Annotated in this window: 13 protein-coding genes; 3 read left to right on the forward strand and 10 right to left on the reverse strand. The window is 28.3% G+C overall.

From position 1 onward, the window contains the following. Nucleotides 1-666, reverse strand: a complete 666-nt coding sequence (locus CS899_RS08315; protein ID WP_100065728.1) for a CoA transferase subunit A — start codon at nt 664-666, stop codon at nt 1-3. Between the two features lie 186 nt (nt 667-852). Between CS899_RS08315 and CS899_RS08320 the strand changes: the two genes are divergently transcribed. Further along, complete coding sequence (locus tag CS899_RS08320; RefSeq protein WP_100065729.1) at nt 853-1,746, forward strand: LysR family transcriptional regulator; 894 nt, start codon at nt 853-855, stop codon at nt 1,744-1,746. Between the two features lie 207 nt (nt 1,747-1,953). Here the strand turns inward: CS899_RS08320 and CS899_RS08325 are convergent, their stop codons facing one another. Both CS899_RS08325 and rlmD read right to left on the reverse strand, forming a co-directional pair. Further along, nucleotides 1,954-2,496 carry a DUF3795 domain-containing protein gene (locus CS899_RS08325; RefSeq protein ID WP_100065730.1) on the reverse strand — a complete coding sequence of 181 codons (543 nt, stop codon included), beginning with the start codon at nt 2,494-2,496 and terminating at the stop codon, nt 1,954-1,956. 175 nt (nt 2,497-2,671) lie between these two features. Further along, the gene (rlmD, locus tag CS899_RS08330) at nt 2,672-4,021 is read right to left on the reverse strand and encodes a 23S rRNA (uracil(1939)-C(5))-methyltransferase RlmD (RefSeq protein WP_100065731.1); all 1,350 of its coding nucleotides are present in this window, start codon (nt 4,019-4,021) and stop codon (nt 2,672-2,674) included. Between the two features lie 263 nt (nt 4,022-4,284). On the opposite strand from rlmD, the gene CS899_RS08335 reads away from it, so the two are divergent. Further along, complete coding sequence (locus CS899_RS08335) at nt 4,285-5,463, forward strand: cation:proton antiporter (RefSeq protein ID WP_100065732.1); 1,179 nt, start codon at nt 4,285-4,287, stop codon at nt 5,461-5,463. A gap of 30 nt (nt 5,464-5,493) precedes the next feature. On the opposite strand, the gene CS899_RS08340 is transcribed toward CS899_RS08335, so the two are convergent. From CS899_RS08340 to CS899_RS08350, 3 genes are all read right to left on the reverse strand, one after another. Next, on the reverse strand, nt 5,494-6,876 hold the full coding sequence (locus tag CS899_RS08340; protein ID WP_100065733.1) for an MATE family efflux transporter: 1,383 nt from the start codon (nt 6,874-6,876) through the stop codon (nt 5,494-5,496). A 101-nt stretch (nt 6,877-6,977) separates the two neighbouring features. Beyond that, the gene (locus tag CS899_RS08345; RefSeq protein WP_100065734.1) at nt 6,978-8,645 is read right to left on the reverse strand and encodes an AAA family ATPase; all 1,668 of its coding nucleotides are present in this window, start codon (nt 8,643-8,645) and stop codon (nt 6,978-6,980) included. Then, nucleotides 8,617-10,926, reverse strand: coding sequence for an ATP-dependent DNA helicase (locus CS899_RS08350; protein WP_100065735.1), 2,310 nt, complete (start codon nt 10,924-10,926; stop codon nt 8,617-8,619). The genes CS899_RS08345 and CS899_RS08350 overlap by 29 nt, the downstream gene beginning before the upstream one ends. A 202-nt stretch (nt 10,927-11,128) precedes the next feature. Between CS899_RS08350 and CS899_RS08355 the strand changes: the two genes are divergently transcribed. Further along, on the forward strand, nt 11,129-12,280 hold the full coding sequence (locus tag CS899_RS08355) for an iron-containing alcohol dehydrogenase (protein ID WP_100065736.1): 1,152 nt from the start codon (nt 11,129-11,131) through the stop codon (nt 12,278-12,280). A gap of 47 nt (nt 12,281-12,327) precedes the next feature. Here the strand turns inward: CS899_RS08355 and CS899_RS08360 are convergent, their stop codons facing one another. The 4 genes from CS899_RS08360 to CS899_RS08375 form a co-directional block, all read right to left on the reverse strand. Next, nucleotides 12,328-13,179, reverse strand: a complete 852-nt coding sequence (locus CS899_RS08360) for an aminoglycoside 6-adenylyltransferase (RefSeq protein WP_100065737.1) — start codon at nt 13,177-13,179, stop codon at nt 12,328-12,330. Beyond that, nucleotides 13,166-13,783: an NUDIX hydrolase gene (locus CS899_RS08365; protein ID WP_100065738.1), complete on the reverse strand. Its 618-nt coding sequence runs from the start codon at nt 13,781-13,783 to the stop codon at nt 13,166-13,168. Before CS899_RS08365 ends, CS899_RS08360 begins: the two co-directional genes overlap by 14 nt. Nucleotides 13,784-13,905: 122 nt before the next feature. Then, nucleotides 13,906-16,488, reverse strand: a complete 2,583-nt coding sequence (clpB, locus tag CS899_RS08370; RefSeq protein ID WP_100065739.1) for an ATP-dependent chaperone ClpB — start codon at nt 16,486-16,488, stop codon at nt 13,906-13,908. Nucleotides 16,489-16,502: 14 nt separating this feature from the next. Continuing rightward, on the reverse strand, nt 16,503-17,438 hold the full coding sequence (locus CS899_RS08375; RefSeq protein ID WP_100065740.1) for a DnaJ C-terminal domain-containing protein: 936 nt from the start codon (nt 17,436-17,438) through the stop codon (nt 16,503-16,505). Nucleotides 17,439-17,561 lie beyond the last annotated feature (123 nt).

Raw genomic sequence — 17,561 nt, forward strand, 5'->3', positions numbered from 1 at the left:
TTAATTTCCTCCTTCTACTATATAATCTACAAATATAGATGGAGTTTCTATCATATCAGGATTTAATTCTCCTACTTCTACTACTTCATCTGCTTGAACAATAGTAATGTCTGAAGCTGTCGCCATCATAGGACCATGAGCCTTGTTTGTTCCATGATAGATTAAGTTCCCCATTTTATCTGCTTTCTTAGCTTTTATTATAGTCACATTCGCTTTTAATGGTGTTTCTAACAAATATTCTTTTCCTTCAACCTCTATTTTTTCTTTTCCTTTTTCTAGATTAGTTCCTACTCCTGTAGGTGTTAATACTCCTCCTAATCCAAAGCCTCCACACCTTATTCTTTCTATCAAAGTTCCTTGTGGAACAAATTCTACTTCTATCTCTCCATCCCTAAGTTGTCTTCCAGTCTCTGGATTTGTTCCAATATGTGATACAATTGCTTTTTTTACTAATTTTGATAAAATCAATGCGCCTACATTTGATTCATCTAAACCTGTATCATTACATATTAGTGTTAAATCCTTAACTCCTTTGTTTACTATTCCATTAATTAATTTTACAGGATTTCCAGTTCCTGCAAATCCACCAACCATTATAGTATCTCCATTATTTATATGTACCATTGCTTCTTCAAGAGTTACTACTTTTCCTTCTACTTTGGTCATTTACTAATCCTCCTGTTTTATATTTAACATTCCCAAAATTTAATTTGTATGTTAACATTAATATACTTTTAAAAGACAATTAAAACCAATACATTTTTTTTATTCATAGTATAACTTTTAGTTATACTATTATCATTATTCTATATTTAGGTTTTAATTGTATATTTAATAATAGGAGTTAAAATCATGGAAATTAGACAACTACAATATATATTAACAATAGTAAAATCTCATTTTAATCTAACTAAAGCTTCTCAACTATTATTTATATCTCAACCAGCTTTAAGCAAAATGATTACTACTATTGAATCTCAAATAGGAATACAAATATTTGAAAGACGTAAGGGCAGACTTGTAGATTTAACACCTGCGGGAAAAGTACTAGTAAAACATGCCAACAATATCGTTTCAGCACATAATGAAATGAATACATCTATAAGGAAATTTTCCAACAATATAGTTGGAAATGTTAAAATTGGAATTCCTTCTATGATTTTAGAAGTATTATTCATTGATATAATATCTAAACTCATATTAGAAAACCCTAATATTCTATTTGAAATTATTGAAAATAGTGCTACTTTGCTCAATAAAAAATTTTTAAATTCTGAAATAGATATATTAATTTCTATATCTGACGATTACAAATTTAATAATATTGAAAAAAAATTAATTACTTCTGAAGCCTTAGTAGCTATAATGAATGTAAAAAATCCATTAACTGAAAAAGATTACCTTGATTGGGAAGATTTAAATTCATTAGAATTAGCGTTACCTAATGATAGATATTCAACATATCATATTGTTAAAAATAAACTTATTGATAAAAATATTAAATCTGATATCTTAGTATCTGCAGCATCTTACAAGTTTTTAATAGAATCTGCTAGTAATAGTAATTTGATAACTATACTTCCTAAAATATTCTATGACTCTATAACAAGTTCTAATGACTATTTAGTTTTTAGAAAATTTAAAGATCCTATCTTTTGGGATGTAGAAATATCTACAAAAAAAGATAATTTAGGTAATAATTCCCCTGTAGGATTTGCTTATGAACTTTTGTTAAATCATTTTTGAATAAATCAAAAATTAAAAATACATATTAAACTAAAAAATTAATCTATCTAATTATATTGTGTTTGAACACTTACAAAAACATTTTAATTTTCAACACAAAAAAAGAAGTAGTATTTTACTACTTCTTTTTTATTTCCTAATTTAATATTCCATAAATAATGCCTGCGTAAAAAAAATATTCTGTATTATATAATTAAAATTGTATAATTATTTTTTTCTTAGCTTTAATGTAATCCCATAACTTTCTGATAATTTTTTAAATTCATTTACTACAAATGATGCCTTTTCCTTAATTCCCATGTTTTCCAAGTCTTCATTTAGCTTTAACTGTTCTATTATATCTTTAATATCTTCTAATTTAAAAATATTAACTGCTAAACAAAATAAACTTTTTTGTCTACCTGCATTATAATTCTCTAAAAGAAAGTTTAAAATTTCAACTTTTTCAATTTGTTCATTAGTATAAGCTACAGTACCAATTTCTTGAAATTTTTCAATATCTTTAAATTGGTTAAAGTGTGTAATGAAGGAATCATATTTATCTGCATCTTTATATTTATCACAAGGAAACTCACTACACTGAAAACAGTATTCAATATCCTCATAATTTAAACTACATCTAGCAATGTAACATGAATGGTGTTTTCCACATCCACATCCTGGACAATGTCCTCTCAATCTCATATTGCATAATCCACAGTTTAGCCCACATAAAGAAAAATATGCATTATTTCGTTTAAACTCTTTCATATCAATCACATCCTAAATATTTGTGCTTAATTATAAACTTTCTTTCTGATTCTTTGTATTTTCATGCCAAGTATCAAATACGTACTTTAACAACAATAAAATTTCTTTCACTCTTTACATTTTAAGTAAAGATAAAACCTAAAAAAACTATTTAAGTACAAAATAACGACCAATTCTATATTTCCAACAAAGCCACTGCTTCACAATGAACCGTTCTTGGAAACTGGTCAAATAATTCTAAAGATTTTAACTTATAGCCTTCTTCTAAAAATATTTCTATATCTCTAACTTGTGTTACTGGATTACAAGAAATATACACAAATTTCTCTGGTTTTACAGATATTATTTTATTTATTGCTTTTGGGTGTATTCCATCTCTTGGTGGGTCTAATACTATAATATCCGCTTCACCTTTAAGTTCTTCTATTTTTTCTAGCACATCTCCTGCTATAAACTCGGCATTTTTTATATTGTTTAGTTTACAAGTTTGGTTTGCCTTTTCTACTGCTTCTTCTATTATTTCTATTCCCATTACTTTTTTTGCTTTTTTAGAGAAAACTTGCCCTATTGTCCCTGTTCCAGAGTATAGGTCAAATATAGTTTTGTTGTCTATATCTCCTGCTAGTTCTAGTGCCTTTGCATATAGTTTTTCTGCTGCTTTTGGATTTGGTTGAAAAAACGAAAACGGACTTATCTGAAATTCTAATCCTAATAATTTTTCTGTTATATACCCTTCTCCATAAAGTATTTCTACTTTTTCTGGAACTACTGCGTCTGAAAGGGAGTCATTTGTTGTATGAATAACTGTTTTTATTTCACCATCTAACTCTAGATTTAGTAATACTCTAACAAAGTCTTCTTTACACCACTCTTCTTGTGATGAAGTTACTAAATTTACCATATATTCTTTTTGGCTAAAAGAGTACCTTACTATTAGATGTCTTAAAAGTCCTTCGTGGCTTCTTTTTTTATAAAAAGATGTGTTGTTATCTCTGAAATATCCTTGAACTTCTTTTCTTATTATTTCATAGCCTTTATTTACGATATTACAATTATCTGTTTCACAAATTTCGTAAAATCTTCCTTTGGAGTGCATTCCTAAAGTAAGTTCTCCACCTTTTTCTTTATCTCCAAAACTGTACTCCATCTTATTTCTATAGTAAACTTCACTTGGACTTGGATTTATTGTTATTTCTTTGCTATACACTTCTTTGTAAAGTCTTTCTAGCATTTCTTTTTTTAATTCCAATTCTTTACTATATTTTAAGGTTTGATAGGTGCAACCTCCACAAATTCCAAACTGTGGACAAGGATTTTCTGTTTCTATATTAGATTTTTCTATTAATTCTATAAGCTTTGACTCTGTATAGTCTCTTCTTTTTCTTTGAGTTAGAATTTTTACAGTTTGTCCTTTTATTCCGCCCTTAAATATGTATTTTTTACCTTCTATTTCTATAATTGATTTATTAGGAAATTTGTTTTCTTTTATATTTCCTATTATTTCTTTTCTTTTTCTTCTTGCCATATCATACCCACTAATCTATTCCTATTTTTTTAATCAAACTATTACATTATATACCTATTATTAACTTTTATAAAGCATTTATACTTTATTGACAAATTTCTTTTATTAAAATACACTATTTTGTAAGGAATTAAGTTACTTCTTGGCTTTGCCTAAACCACTTTTATAATTGATGGCTTCTGCACTGCAGAGGTCTTTTTTTGTCTTTAACATATAAGTCTCTGCTTGAGATTGTCAGATTTTATATTTTATGGAGGTTTTTTATGCTTTTTAGTTTAGCTTTAATGTTTTTACTTGGTTTGCTATTAGCTAGTACTTTTAGAAAACTTAAGCTACCCAGTTTACTTGGAATGTTATTAACTGGTATTATCCTCGGTCCTTACGCCCTAAATCTATTGGATGATTCTATTTTAAACATTTCGCCAGAATTAAGAAAAATTGCTTTAATTATTATTTTAACAAGAGCTGGATTATCTTTAAATATTTCTGATTTAAAAAAAGTTGGAAGACCTGCAATTTTAATGTGCTTTATACCTGCTTGTTTTGAAATACTAGGTATGGTTATAATAGGTCCTAAAATATTTGATATAAGTATATTAGATGCTGCTATTATCGGTACAATTCTAGGCGCTGTTTCTCCAGCTGTTGTAATTCCAAAAATGCTATACCTAATGGAAAGAAATATTGGAACAAAAAAAAGCATTCCACAACTAATTTTAGCTGGTTCTTCTGTTGATGATATTTTTGTAATAGTTCTTTTTACAATTTTTACAGGACTTGCACAAACTGGAAATATATCCATTGCAAGCTTTCTTCAAATACCTATATCCATTATTACCGGTGTAGTTGTTGGTTTGTTTATTGGAATTTTACTCGTAAAGTTATTTAAATACATTCACATAAGAGATTCTGTAAAAGTAATAATAATTTTAAGTATTTCTTTTATTTTGGTAACTGCAGAAGATTATTTAGAATCTACTGTACCTTTTTCTGGACTTCTAGCTATTATGACTTTAGCAATTATTATCCAAAAAAAATACACTGTTTTATCAAGTAGATTATCTATTAAATTTTCTAAACTTTGGATAGCTGCAGAAATAATATTATTTGTTTTGGTTGGAGCTTCTGTCGATTTAGTTCATGTATCTTCAGAAGGAGTATCTGTTATTATAGTAATATTTGGAGCTTTAGCTTTTAGAATGATAGGAGTACTTTTATGTCTTTTAAAAACTAACTTAACCTTCAAAGAAAGAGTTTTTTGTATAATTGCTTATGTTCCAAAAGCTACTGTTCAAGCTGCTATTGGTGGAATCCCTCTTGCTATGGGACTACCTATAGGGACTTTAGCTCTTACAATTGCTGTACTGTCTATATTGATTACAGCTCCTCTTGGTGCTCTTGGAATAGACTTATCTTATAAAAAATTATTAGAGCAAAATTAACATAGAAGTAAGAGCATAGAGTTAATACTCTTATGCTCTTGTACTTTTTTGATATTTATTCATATTGTTTCTAAAACCATTTGTCCTTTTTTCTATATAAATAAAAATAGCTATCATAACTATTCCCTTTAGTGCACCTGTCAAACTCATAGTTATCCATATCCCTGTAAGTGCTAAATATTTCATAAAAATATATGCCATTGGTATTCTTACGGCATTTAATATCGTACCGTTTATAGCTGGGAATTTGGTAAGTCCTAGACCATTTAACATTCCCGCTACTCCTATTTCAAGTGCCATTAACGCTGCTGTTATTCCCATTATTATAAGGTATTTACTACCTTCTGCTATAACTTCTGGGTCATTTGGAGTAAATATCTTAAATAAAAATTTATTTCCAATTATCATAACTGCTGATGCAAATAATCCTATTGCTAAAATTAACTTTATACAAACTTTTTTGGCTTCTTTTAATCTTTCGAAGTTTTTAGCTCCGTAATTTTGTCCAAAAAATGCAGTAAACGAAGTGGCAAACCCCTCTGAACTCATCCATGAAATAGATTCTATTTGTGAACCTACAGCATATGTTGCTATTCCAACAGAACCGTAAATTGCTATATATTGGTTTAATTTTATACCTATTAGAGCGTGAATTAAACTTTGCATTGAAGCTGGTATTCCAAGTCTTACTATCTGTTTTATATATTTAAACGTAATAGTTTTTATATAGTTAATTCTTGTGTAATACTCTGAATATCTTATCCCAATATATACATATAATATTGTTGCTATTGCCTGTGCAAGTACTGTAGCTATTGCTGCACCTTTCATTCCCATTTTAGGTACTGGTCCAAAACCAAAAATTAAAATAGGATCAAAAGCTATATTAAATACCAATGCTATTAATGATACCTTAAATGGTGTAGTGCTGTTTCCTTGTGAGTAAAATATAGCAGCAAAAAACGGATTTAAAAATGTAAAAACAAGCCCCCACGAAATTATTAAATGATAATCTAATGCTAACTTTTCAACTACTGGCTCAAGTTTGTAAAACCCGTACATGGAGTCTTTAAATACTAAAAATATAGTCATTAATGAAATACACAAAACTGTATTAACTTGAAAACCACTAATAGTAATTTTTTCTATACCTTCTTCGTCTCTTCTTCCATAGGCTTGTGATAATTCTACAGACATGCCTGTCTTAGTTATTAACGTTATAGCTTGAGCTAACCAAACAAAAAATCCACAAGTACCTACAGCTGCAACTGCTTCTGTTGAAAGTCTACCTAGCCATATTAAATCAACAAATGTATAAGCCATTTGTATAAAAGCTATTCCCATTAAAGGCATTGCCATTTTAGTAATTGACTTTGTAATATTTCCTTGTAATAAACTTTCATAATTCCTCATAATTTCCCTCACTTTAAATGTTTTAGAACAATAATATTATACCTTAAAAAGGTATTATTACTGTTTAAAATAAAAAAAGATATATAAAATTATATATCCTTTTATCTTTCTCCAGTTATATTTTTAACTTCTTCTTCACTTTGTAGATTATTTTTTATTATTTCTTGAATAGTTTTAATCTCTTCCTTTACATTTTCTAAAATTTTTTCTAGCTTACTATTGTCTAAATTTAATATATAATCACAAAATGTTTGTTTATTTATACCTTTGGGTATCTTCTCCGTCTTTTTCTGTCCTTCAATTTTCTTTTCTTCATAATTAAAGTATTTATCCTTATTCTTTTCTAATTCTTTCTCTATTTCTTTATCAATGCTTAATAAATTTTCTATTCCTTTATTAAATAAATCATTCTTGAATTTTTTCATTCTAAATTTTATTACATTATTTTTTATAGAAGTATTCCCATTTTTTATTACATCACTATCAAATAGAACAACTATCTTATTATCATTTTTTATCTTACTTCTCTCTTTAAAGGTTTTATATAGTTGTCCCTCTCCATTTTCTCTAGACTGATTATTTTCTATATAACCTATATCTTCTATTTCAAAATCTAATTCTAAGTCAAATACTTCCTTAGCTTTTAAAAAATACTGTTTATCTGTTTGTCCTTCTAAATATAAATAATTTTTCTCTTTATTAATCCAAGGAATATTAAATGCACTCTTTATTATTGCTGGAGATCCTATTGTTGGAAATTTAGGATCTTTGACTTCATAAATTTTTCCATTTTCATCTCTTTTTAAAACTATTACTTTATCATTTTTTCTATTTTCATCATGTATTATAAAAGGAGAGTGAGTAACTGCAAATATTTGAGATGTTTGCACACCATCACTGTTGGTAAAAATATTTTTATAGTAGTCCATTATTTTCATTTGCCAATTTGGATGCATTGATATTTCTGGTTCATCTATTAATACTATTGCTCCCTCTAAAGAATTCTTATTCTTTAATAAAAATGTTCCTCTATAAATTATTTGCTTCTCTCCTGAACTCAAATTATCAAGATTAATAATTTGTTTATCTTTTTCAAATAAAACTGAAATCTCTCTATTTTCCTTATTTATTCCTTTATAGACTAAATTGTCAAACATATATGAAAATGCTTTTTCAAACCTCGTAATTCTACCAGTAAATAGTTCTTCTGTAATTATTTCTCCTATTCTACTCTTAACCTTATTAGCAATATCTGTATCATCCATAGCCTGAATATCAACTAAAAATTGTTTTATTTCATTCTCAAAAAAATCTTCTGATTTTATACTATCAATTTCTTCATCAACATCTGAATATTTTATATTTTCTATATAAGAATTATCTTTTAAGGTTTCATGCCCTGATAAAATTACTCTAATTTTTTCATAATAATGATTATTTACATCTTCTATGCTACTATAAAGTTTATCATCCTCCACAATATATGGTCCAAAAGCATCATATGAATGTCCAATATATTCTTCTATTAATCCATATTTATATTTCAAAGTTTTTTCTATGCCACTGTTTAATAAAAAATTTATTTCAAAATTTTGATTTTCACTATATGTTAGTCCCTCATGAATTCTTTTTAATATAGTACTTTTGCCAGTCCCATTTTCTCCAGCTATTAACACTGTATCTACTGGATTACCATTTTCATCACAAAAATCTAATTCTAAATTCCCTAAAACTTCATCATCATAAAATTTTATTCTTTTTATTTTCATATAAACCTCCAACTACCTTAATTTTATTCCAACTTTTAGGTAGTAATTCTCTATACTGTTTTTTCAAAAATCTATCATCTATTAAAAGAACTGTCCCTTTATCATCTTTATCCCTTATTACTCTTCCTGCTGCTTGTGATACTTTATTCATTCCTGGATAAATGTAGGCATATTCAAATCCTGTATTTTCTTTTTCATCGTAGTAGTCTTTTATTAAGTTTCTTTCTACCGATATTCCTGGAAGCCCAACTGATACTATTGCCGCTCCTATTAGTCTATCTCCTACTAGGTCTATTCCTTCTGAAAAAACTCCTCCTAATACTACAAATGCTATTATTTCCGAGTTGTGTTTAAACTGATTTAAAAATTGTTCTCTTCCCAGTTCTGTTAGGTTTGACTCTTGTTTTACTACTTTTTTTTCTTCTTTGTCAAATCTATTGTAAACTTCTTCCATAAATTTATATGATGGAAAAAATAGCATATAGTTACCTTTTTTAGTTGTATAATTTTCTAATATTTTTGCTATTTTGTCGTAGTTTTCTTCTCTATGTTGATATCTTGTAGATAGTGGTACAACTCCTACTTTTAAGTTGTTTGGGTCAAAGGGGGATTTAAGTCTTAAGTAATAGTACTGCTCTTCTTCTGCTCCTAGTACGTCTGCATAAAATGGTATTGGCGATAATGTTGCTGAAAAAAACACTGAACTTTCTGCTCTTTTTAGTATGTTTTTAAATATTGGCGACGTGTCTAAACAATTTATTTTAAATAATATATCGCCATCTTTTTGCATTACTAGTGTAACGTAATTATCGCTGTAAAAATCTGATATTTTTAGAAATTTATTGAGTTCAAAATATAATTCTAGTACATCTTCGTAATATTCTTTTTCCTTTTTATTGGTTAGAAATTTTTCTAACATTCTCATAGATACCATAGTTTCTGTAAGAAACTCGTCGTCTAAGTATTTTGAAAGGTAATATTTTCCATTGTCTGATATTTTATAAAATTCATCTATCATATCATAGAGCTTATTTAGTCTATTCTTAGTTTTCATATCTTCGTCTTCTAGTAAATTAACTACTTGGTGTATTCTTTTCATAGATATTTCACTAGAGTACATATCTCTTCCTCTATCTACTAAGTTATGGCTTTCATCTACTAAAAATGTATAATTTTCAACTGTTCCTTCAAAAAATCTCCTTAAGTAAACTGTTGGGTCAAATACATAGTTATAATCGCAAATTACTAGGTCTGAATATATTGCCATATCTAGTTGAAACTCCATAGGACAAACTTTATGTTTTTTTGAATATTCTACGATAGTTTCCATGTTCATAATTTCTTCATTTTCGTATATGTCTAATATTGCATCATTTACTCTGTCAAAATGTCCTTTTGCAAATGGACAATCTTTTGGGTTGCATTTAACTTCGTTGTTTATGCAAATTTTATCTTTTGCAGTTATTGTTACAGCTTTAAACCTTAGCCCTCTATCCATCAACTTATAAACTGCTTTGTTTGCAGCCTCTTTTGTTGTTGTTCTAGCTGTTAAGTAAAATATTTTATCTGTTAGTCCTTCTCCTACTGCTTTTATTGACGGGAATAAAGTTGACATTGTCTTACCAATGCCTGTTGGCGCTTCTGCAAATAATACTTTTTTCTCTTTTATAGTTCTATAAACTCCTACTGTCATTTTTCTTTGTCCTTTTCTATATGATAAAAAAGGAAATTGTAGAGTTTTTATATGTTCATCTCTATCTTTTCTAAATTTTATTATCATAATACTAAAATCTAAGTACAAATCTAGTAGTGCAAGGTAAAACTTTTCTAATTCTTCTATTTTGAATTTTTCTATAATTCTTTTTATATCGTCTGTTTCTACTTGGTAATATGTAAGTTGTATGTCTATTTCTTTTAAGTCATTTTTTACACAGTAAAAATATCCATAACATTTAGCTTGAGCCCAATGTAATGGATTTGAATTGTATTTTAAATCTTCTAAATTTCTAGTAGTAGATTTTATTTCATCTATTAAAACTTCTTTTCCTTTTCTAAAAATTCCATCTGCCCTTCCTTCTACTGAAAATACTATATCTTTGTACTCTGTTTCATTTTTCAGTACAGCTTCTTTTTCGTAGTACTTTCCATATTCTTTTTGAAGTTTTTGATGAATTTTTTGTCCTTCTTTCATTCTGTTAATACTTGTGAATGTGTTGTCTATATCTCCACTTCTCATAACAAAATCTATTAGTCCATGGACTGATAATTTTACTGTTTCCATATATACCTCTACTATTTATTATACTGTATAAAATAATTTTTTATTCAACTTTGATATTAAATTCTATTTGAACATATTAACTGCACTATCGGGGCATTTAAAAACCACTTGACAACTTTTCAACCAATGATATAATAACATTAAAAGATAGTTAAATAATTAATTATCAATTTATTGTAATTATATTTAGGAGGTAAATATTATGGGTAATTTAAAGATTCCTGGAGATATAGTTTTTGGTAAAGACTCTTTCTCTCATCTTTCAACTTTGGAAGGTAAAAAAGCACTAATTGTAACTGGCGGAAGTTCTATGCAAAGATTTGGTTTTCTAGACTTAGCCAAAAAATATTTAGAAGATGGTGGTTTTGAGGTAGAAATTTTTGATGGAGTAGAAGAAAATCCATCTGTTGATACAGTTTTAAAAGGTAAAGATGCAATGTTAAAATTTGAACCTGACTGGATAGTTGCTATCGGTGGAGGTTCTCCTATGGACGCTGCAAAAGTTATGTGGGTTATGTATGAATATCCTGAAGTAACTTTTGACGAGTTATTAAACAATGGCATTCCTAAGTTAAGAAACAAAGCTAAACTTGCTTGTATTCCTTCAACTTCTGGTACTGCTTCTGAAATAACAGCTTTTTCTGTTATTACTGACACCAAAAACCACATAAAATATCCTTTAGCTTCTCCAGAAATGGTTGCTGATGTTGCTATTATCGACCCAATATTACCAGAAAAAATGCCAAAACACATAACTGCTAATACTGGAATGGATGTTTTAGCTCATGCTACTGAAGCTATAGTTTCTACAGCAGCAAATGATTATACTGATGCTTTAGCTATTCAAGCTATAAAATTAGTTTTTGAATATCTTCCACTTGCTTATAACGAACCTGACAATTTAGGCGTTAGAGAAAAAATGCACAATGCTTCTGCAATGGCAGGTATGGCATTTACTTCAGCATCTTTAGGTATAATTCATTCTTTAGCTCACAAAATTGGAGGTATGTTTGGTGTAACTCACGGTTTAGCTAATGCTATATTATTACCATATGTAGTTCAATTTAATAGCAAAGCAACTAATAAGGTTAACTGGATTGAAGAAGAACTTGGAATTTTAGATTTTCCTTCAGCTATTAAAGCATTAAATGAAGAGTTAAATATTCCTCTTTCATTCAAAGAAACAAAAGGTTTTGGTTTAGAAGATGATAAGAAATTTAATGAAGTATTAGACGAAATGAGTAAAAATGCACAAGAAGATCCTTGTACTTTAACTAATCCAAGACAAACAACACCTGAAATATTAAAAATGATTTATCAACATGCTTATAAAGGTCAAGATATAGTTGATTAATAGAAAAATGATGCAAATAAAAAACATCTACTTGTAAAGTAGATGTTTTATTTTGTGTACATATTCCATATGTCTCTTAAATATTTTACTATTTCTCTATCTGCTTCTTTAGGATACTCATAATCTAACATTTCGCCTACGAATAAACCTTCTTTTCTAAACAACATACATGCATTAAACAACTCTGACCACATTCTATCTCTATCTGGTGATGGATATGTTTCTAACAATTTTACATAATGTTCATTGTCTAAGTAAGTCTTTAAATATTCAAAATTAGAACCTATATTTACCCTAAAATCATAATTACATCCAATATAATATGATGTCATTTCCTGTAACCTTATTCTAAGTTCATCGTATATATTTATGGCATATACTATTTGTCCTCTAAAAAGTCCCTTTGCAACTTTTAACGCTGCTATAAAAAATTCATTACAGCAAGCTGTAAACTCTCTATTTGTCGGTTTTAATTGACGATATTTTATATCTGTAATAGTAGCATTACCTGCCAAAATTCCTTCCTTGTCTATGTGAATTTTACAAAGACTGTCCACATCAATATATTCTTGACAAGCTCTATATTCCATAAATGTTATATCTAATCTTGTTATATCTTCCAAAATAGCTTTATATCTTATTAAATTTTCAAATTGAAAATTTAACATTGACAACCCATCTTGTTTTTGTAATATTAAATTATTTTCCAAAACTTCTTGAAGTGCTGTTAAAAGCTCTATCTCTTCTAACTTATCTACCCCTATTATAAGTTTAAATGCTGTTAAGTCGTCTTGTATTGCTGCTGTATTAGTTCTTTCCCCCGTTTCAAGAAGGCAACGCATATGTTTATTATCATATACTATTTTCATCATTGTACTTAAAATATTATCTCTGTTCACTACTTTCACCTTCACATATATCTATAAATTTTGAAATAATTTTAGCTGTTAACCCCCATATTAACGGGTTAGTTTTCTCATAAAAATACGTTGTACTCTTAATCTTTTTAAGTTTATAATTCTTTCCATTTGGAATTAGCTCAAATGGAAAACTTTCTTTAATTTCATTGTTTAAACCATTTTTATATATTTTAGGCTTATTTTCTATGAAATAACTTATTGGATATGTGAAAACATATTCCACTTCTTCATTGTTCAAAAATTCTTCTACTCTAAATTCTTGTATTCTTCCTATAAAAATATTTATAACTCTATCTTTAAAATCATAAATAGAATCTATTTCTCCAATAATATGTATGTCTGACTCTCTTATTTGGAGTTCTTCAGATGCCTCTCTTCTAGCTGCATTTAAAGGACTTTCTCCTGGTTCAATCATACCTCCTGGTAAAGAAACTTCTCCTGGTTGAGAAATTCTCATACCTCTTTTTTCAAATATGATATGTTGTTCTCCTTTTATTTCTGTTAAAAGTATAAGAACACTATATTGATTTTTAAACCCCAACAATTTAGTTTTATTCTTTTGAAATACCTTTTCTAAATCCATAGTTTCACCTATATCTATTTTAATTTAAATATACAAGTTAAGCAAATAATTAAATATTTTATACAAACTAATAAAATATACAATAAGCTCTATTATTTTAGAGCCTATTGTATATTTTTTGTTTACTTAACGTATAATTTTAAATTTCCATTTTCAACTGAAATTATTACATTGTCTTTATCTTGAACTTCACCTTTTAACAACATTCTTCCAAGCTCAGTTTCAACGTATTTTTGTAAAAATCTTTTTACTGGTCTTGCACCATATTGAACATTGTATGCTCTTGCCATTATTAATTCTTTAGCTGCTTTATCTACAGTTATTGTTATTTGTCTGTCTTTAAGTCTATTTTCAATGTCAGAAATATTATGATCTACTATTTTGTAAATTTCGTCTTCTGCCAATGGTTTAAACATTACTATATCGTCAATTCTATTTAAAAACTCTGGTCTAAATGTTACTTTCATTTGATTCATAACATTTTCTCTAGCTTCTTCTTCTATTTCTCCATTACTTCCTATACCATCAATTAAATATGAAGACCCAATGTTAGATGTCATTATAATTATGGTGTTTTTAAAATCTACTGTTCTACCTTGGTTATCTGTAAGTCTTCCATCATCTAATACTTGTAATAGTATATTAAATACATCTGGATGTGCTTTTTCAATTTCGTCAAACAATACTACTGAATATGGTTTTCTTCTAACAGCTTCTGTTAATTGTCCACCTTCTTCATAGCCAACATATCCTGGAGGAGAACCTACAAGTCTTGAAACTGAATGTTTTTCCATATACTCGGACATATCTATTCTAACTAAATTCTTTTCATCGTCAAACATTGCTTCTGTCAAAGCTTTTGCAAGTTCTGTTTTACCTACACCAGTTGGTCCCAAGAATATAAATGAACCTATTGGTTTATTAAATGACGCTATACCTGATCTTGATCTTATTATAGCCTCTGTTACAGCTTCAACAGCTTCATCTTGTCCTATAACTCTTTGGTGAAGAACATCATCCATGTTTAAGATTTTATCTCTTTCAGTTTCTACCAATTTATTAACTGGAATTCCTGTCCATTTAGAAACAACTTCTGCTATTTCTTCTTCTGTAACTTCTTCTTTTAACATAGACTCATCTTCTTTGTTTTTAGCTGTAAGTTCAGCAAGCTTAGTTTCTAATTCAACAAGTCTTCCATATTTAAGTTGTGAAAGTTTTTCAAAATCATATTTTCTTTCAGCATCGTCCATTTGAATTCTAACATTGTCTATTTCTTCTTTTAAATCTTTAACTTCGTCTATGCTCTCTTTTTGACTTCTCCATTTTTCGTAGTTTGCATCATATTCATTTCTTAAATCTTGAAGTTCTTTTTCTAAATCCTCAAGTCTTTTTTTACTTAAATCATCTTCTTCTCTTTTAAGAGCTGCCCTTTCAATTTCAAGTTGAAGTATTCTTCTATTTTGTTCATCTAATTCTGCTGGCATAGAATCTATTTCAGTTCTAACCATAGCAGAAGCTTCGTCCATTAAATCAATTGCTTTGTCTGGTAAAAATCTGTCTGATATATATCTGTCTGACATAGTTGCACAAGCTATTACTGCATTATCAGATATTCTAATACCATGATGAATTTCATATTTTTCTTTTATACCTCTTAGTATAGAAATTGTATCTTCAACAGTTGGCTCTGAAACTAAAACTTTTTGGAATCTTCTTTCAAGTGCTCCATCTTTTTCAATATACTGTCTATATTCATCTAAAGTAGTTGCACCTATAGTTTGAATTTCTCCCCTAGCAAGCATAGGTTTTAACATATTTGATGCATCCATTGCACCATCTGTTTTACCAGCTCCCACTAAAGTATGAATTTCATCTATAAATAGAATAATTTCTCCATTTGAGTCTGTAATTTCTTTTAGAACTGCTTTTAGTCTCTCTTCAAATTGACCTCTATATTTTGCACCAGCTATTAAAGAACCCAAGTCTAAAGCAAATATTGTCTTATCTCTTAAAGTTTCTGGTACGTCATTATTTACAATTCTTTGAGCCAAACCTTCAACTATTGCTGTTTTACCTACACCAGGTTCCCCTATTAGCACAGGATTGTTTTTTGTTCTTCTAGAAAGTATTCTTATGCTATTTCTTATTTCATCATCTCTACCTATAACAGGGTCAATAGCTCCTTTTCTAGCTTCAGCTGTTAAATCTCTTCCATATTTTTCTAAAGCATCCATAGAACTTTCTGGGTCGTCTGAATCTACTTTAGAATTTCCCCTAATAGTTTTTAAATTGTTTTTAAAATCTTTTATACCTATATTAAATCTCTTTATTATTTCTGTACTTGGAATTCTTTTTTCTTCCAACAATGCCATATAAATATGTTCTACTGAAATAAAGCTATCTCCCATAGATTTAGATTCGTCTTCTGCTTTTAACAAAATTCTTTGAAAAATAGTTGACGGATAAATATTCGAACCGCTATCCTGTCTCGGTAATTTGTCTAATTCATTAGTTAATGCAGTTGTATAAGCATTAATATCTATATTCATTTTATTTAAAACTCTTTGTATAACACCTTCTGTATCAGCTACCAAAGTATAATGTAAGTGAATATCACTCACTTCAGGATTACCATTTTTTATAGCTATATTTTGTGCCTCTTGTATTGCTTCAACAGATTTTTGTGTAAATTTATTTAAGTCCATATGTTACGCCCTCCTTACATAGTAGCTTTTAATTCTTCATATAACTCTAATTGTTTCTTACTTAATTTTTCAGGATTTTTAATTTTAATTTCTAAATATAAATCTCCCTTATTTCCTTTCATATCCCTAAATCCTTTATTTGAAAGTCTTATTTTCTTTCCAGTTTGAATTCCTTTAGGAATATTTACTTTAATTTTACCTTCAAGTGTATCTACTACTGTCTTATCTCCCAATGCTGCAGTCCAAGGATAAACATCAACTTCTTTTATGATATTTAAGCCATCAAGTCTATTTTTTTGGTCTATAACATTTATTTTTATATAAATGTCACCATCTAAACCAATTTTTTCTCCCTTTGTTTTAATTTTCTTGCCTGGTAAAATCCCCTTAGGTATCTTTACATCTAAAGTTTTACTTTCACCGTTAACATTTAAATTTAAAACTTTTTTTGCACCTTCATAAGCTTCTTTTAAACTAATTGAAATTTCTGTATCATATTTTTGTCTTTGAGGTTTACTTCTTCCTCCAAATCCAGAGAAAATATCCCTTTGACTTCTACTAGAAGAACTTGAACCACCAAATCCTCCTCCACCGAAGAACATATTGAAGAAATCTGAAAATCCTCCCCCATCTCCTGAAGATGTATAAGTGTATGAACTTCCATTTCCTCCAAATCCAGAGAAATCATAACCATACTGTGAAGGGTCAAAATTTTGTCCACCAGCAAAATCGTAGTTTGAACCAAACTGATCGTACTTTTGTCTTTTATCTTTATCTCCAAGCACTTCATATGCTTCATTTATCTCTTTTAATTTTTCAGCAGCCTTTTCATCCCCTGAATTTAAATCTGGATGATATTTTTTAGCTAACTTTCTATATGATTTTTTTATCTCATCAGCCGAAGCTGTTTTTTCAACACCAAGCGTTTTATAATAATCTTTATACTCCATAATTTCCTCCTGACAAAAAAATTGTGTAAACGGAATTAGATTTAAACATTATATTAATACCCAAATCCTTTTACATAATTCTAAAAAGTATTCTTTGACTTACTTTGACTTTAAGTATATTAT

This window comes from Miniphocaeibacter massiliensis, from assembly GCF_900232905.1.
GTDB lineage: Bacteria > Bacillota > Clostridia > Tissierellales > Peptoniphilaceae > Miniphocaeibacter > Miniphocaeibacter massiliensis.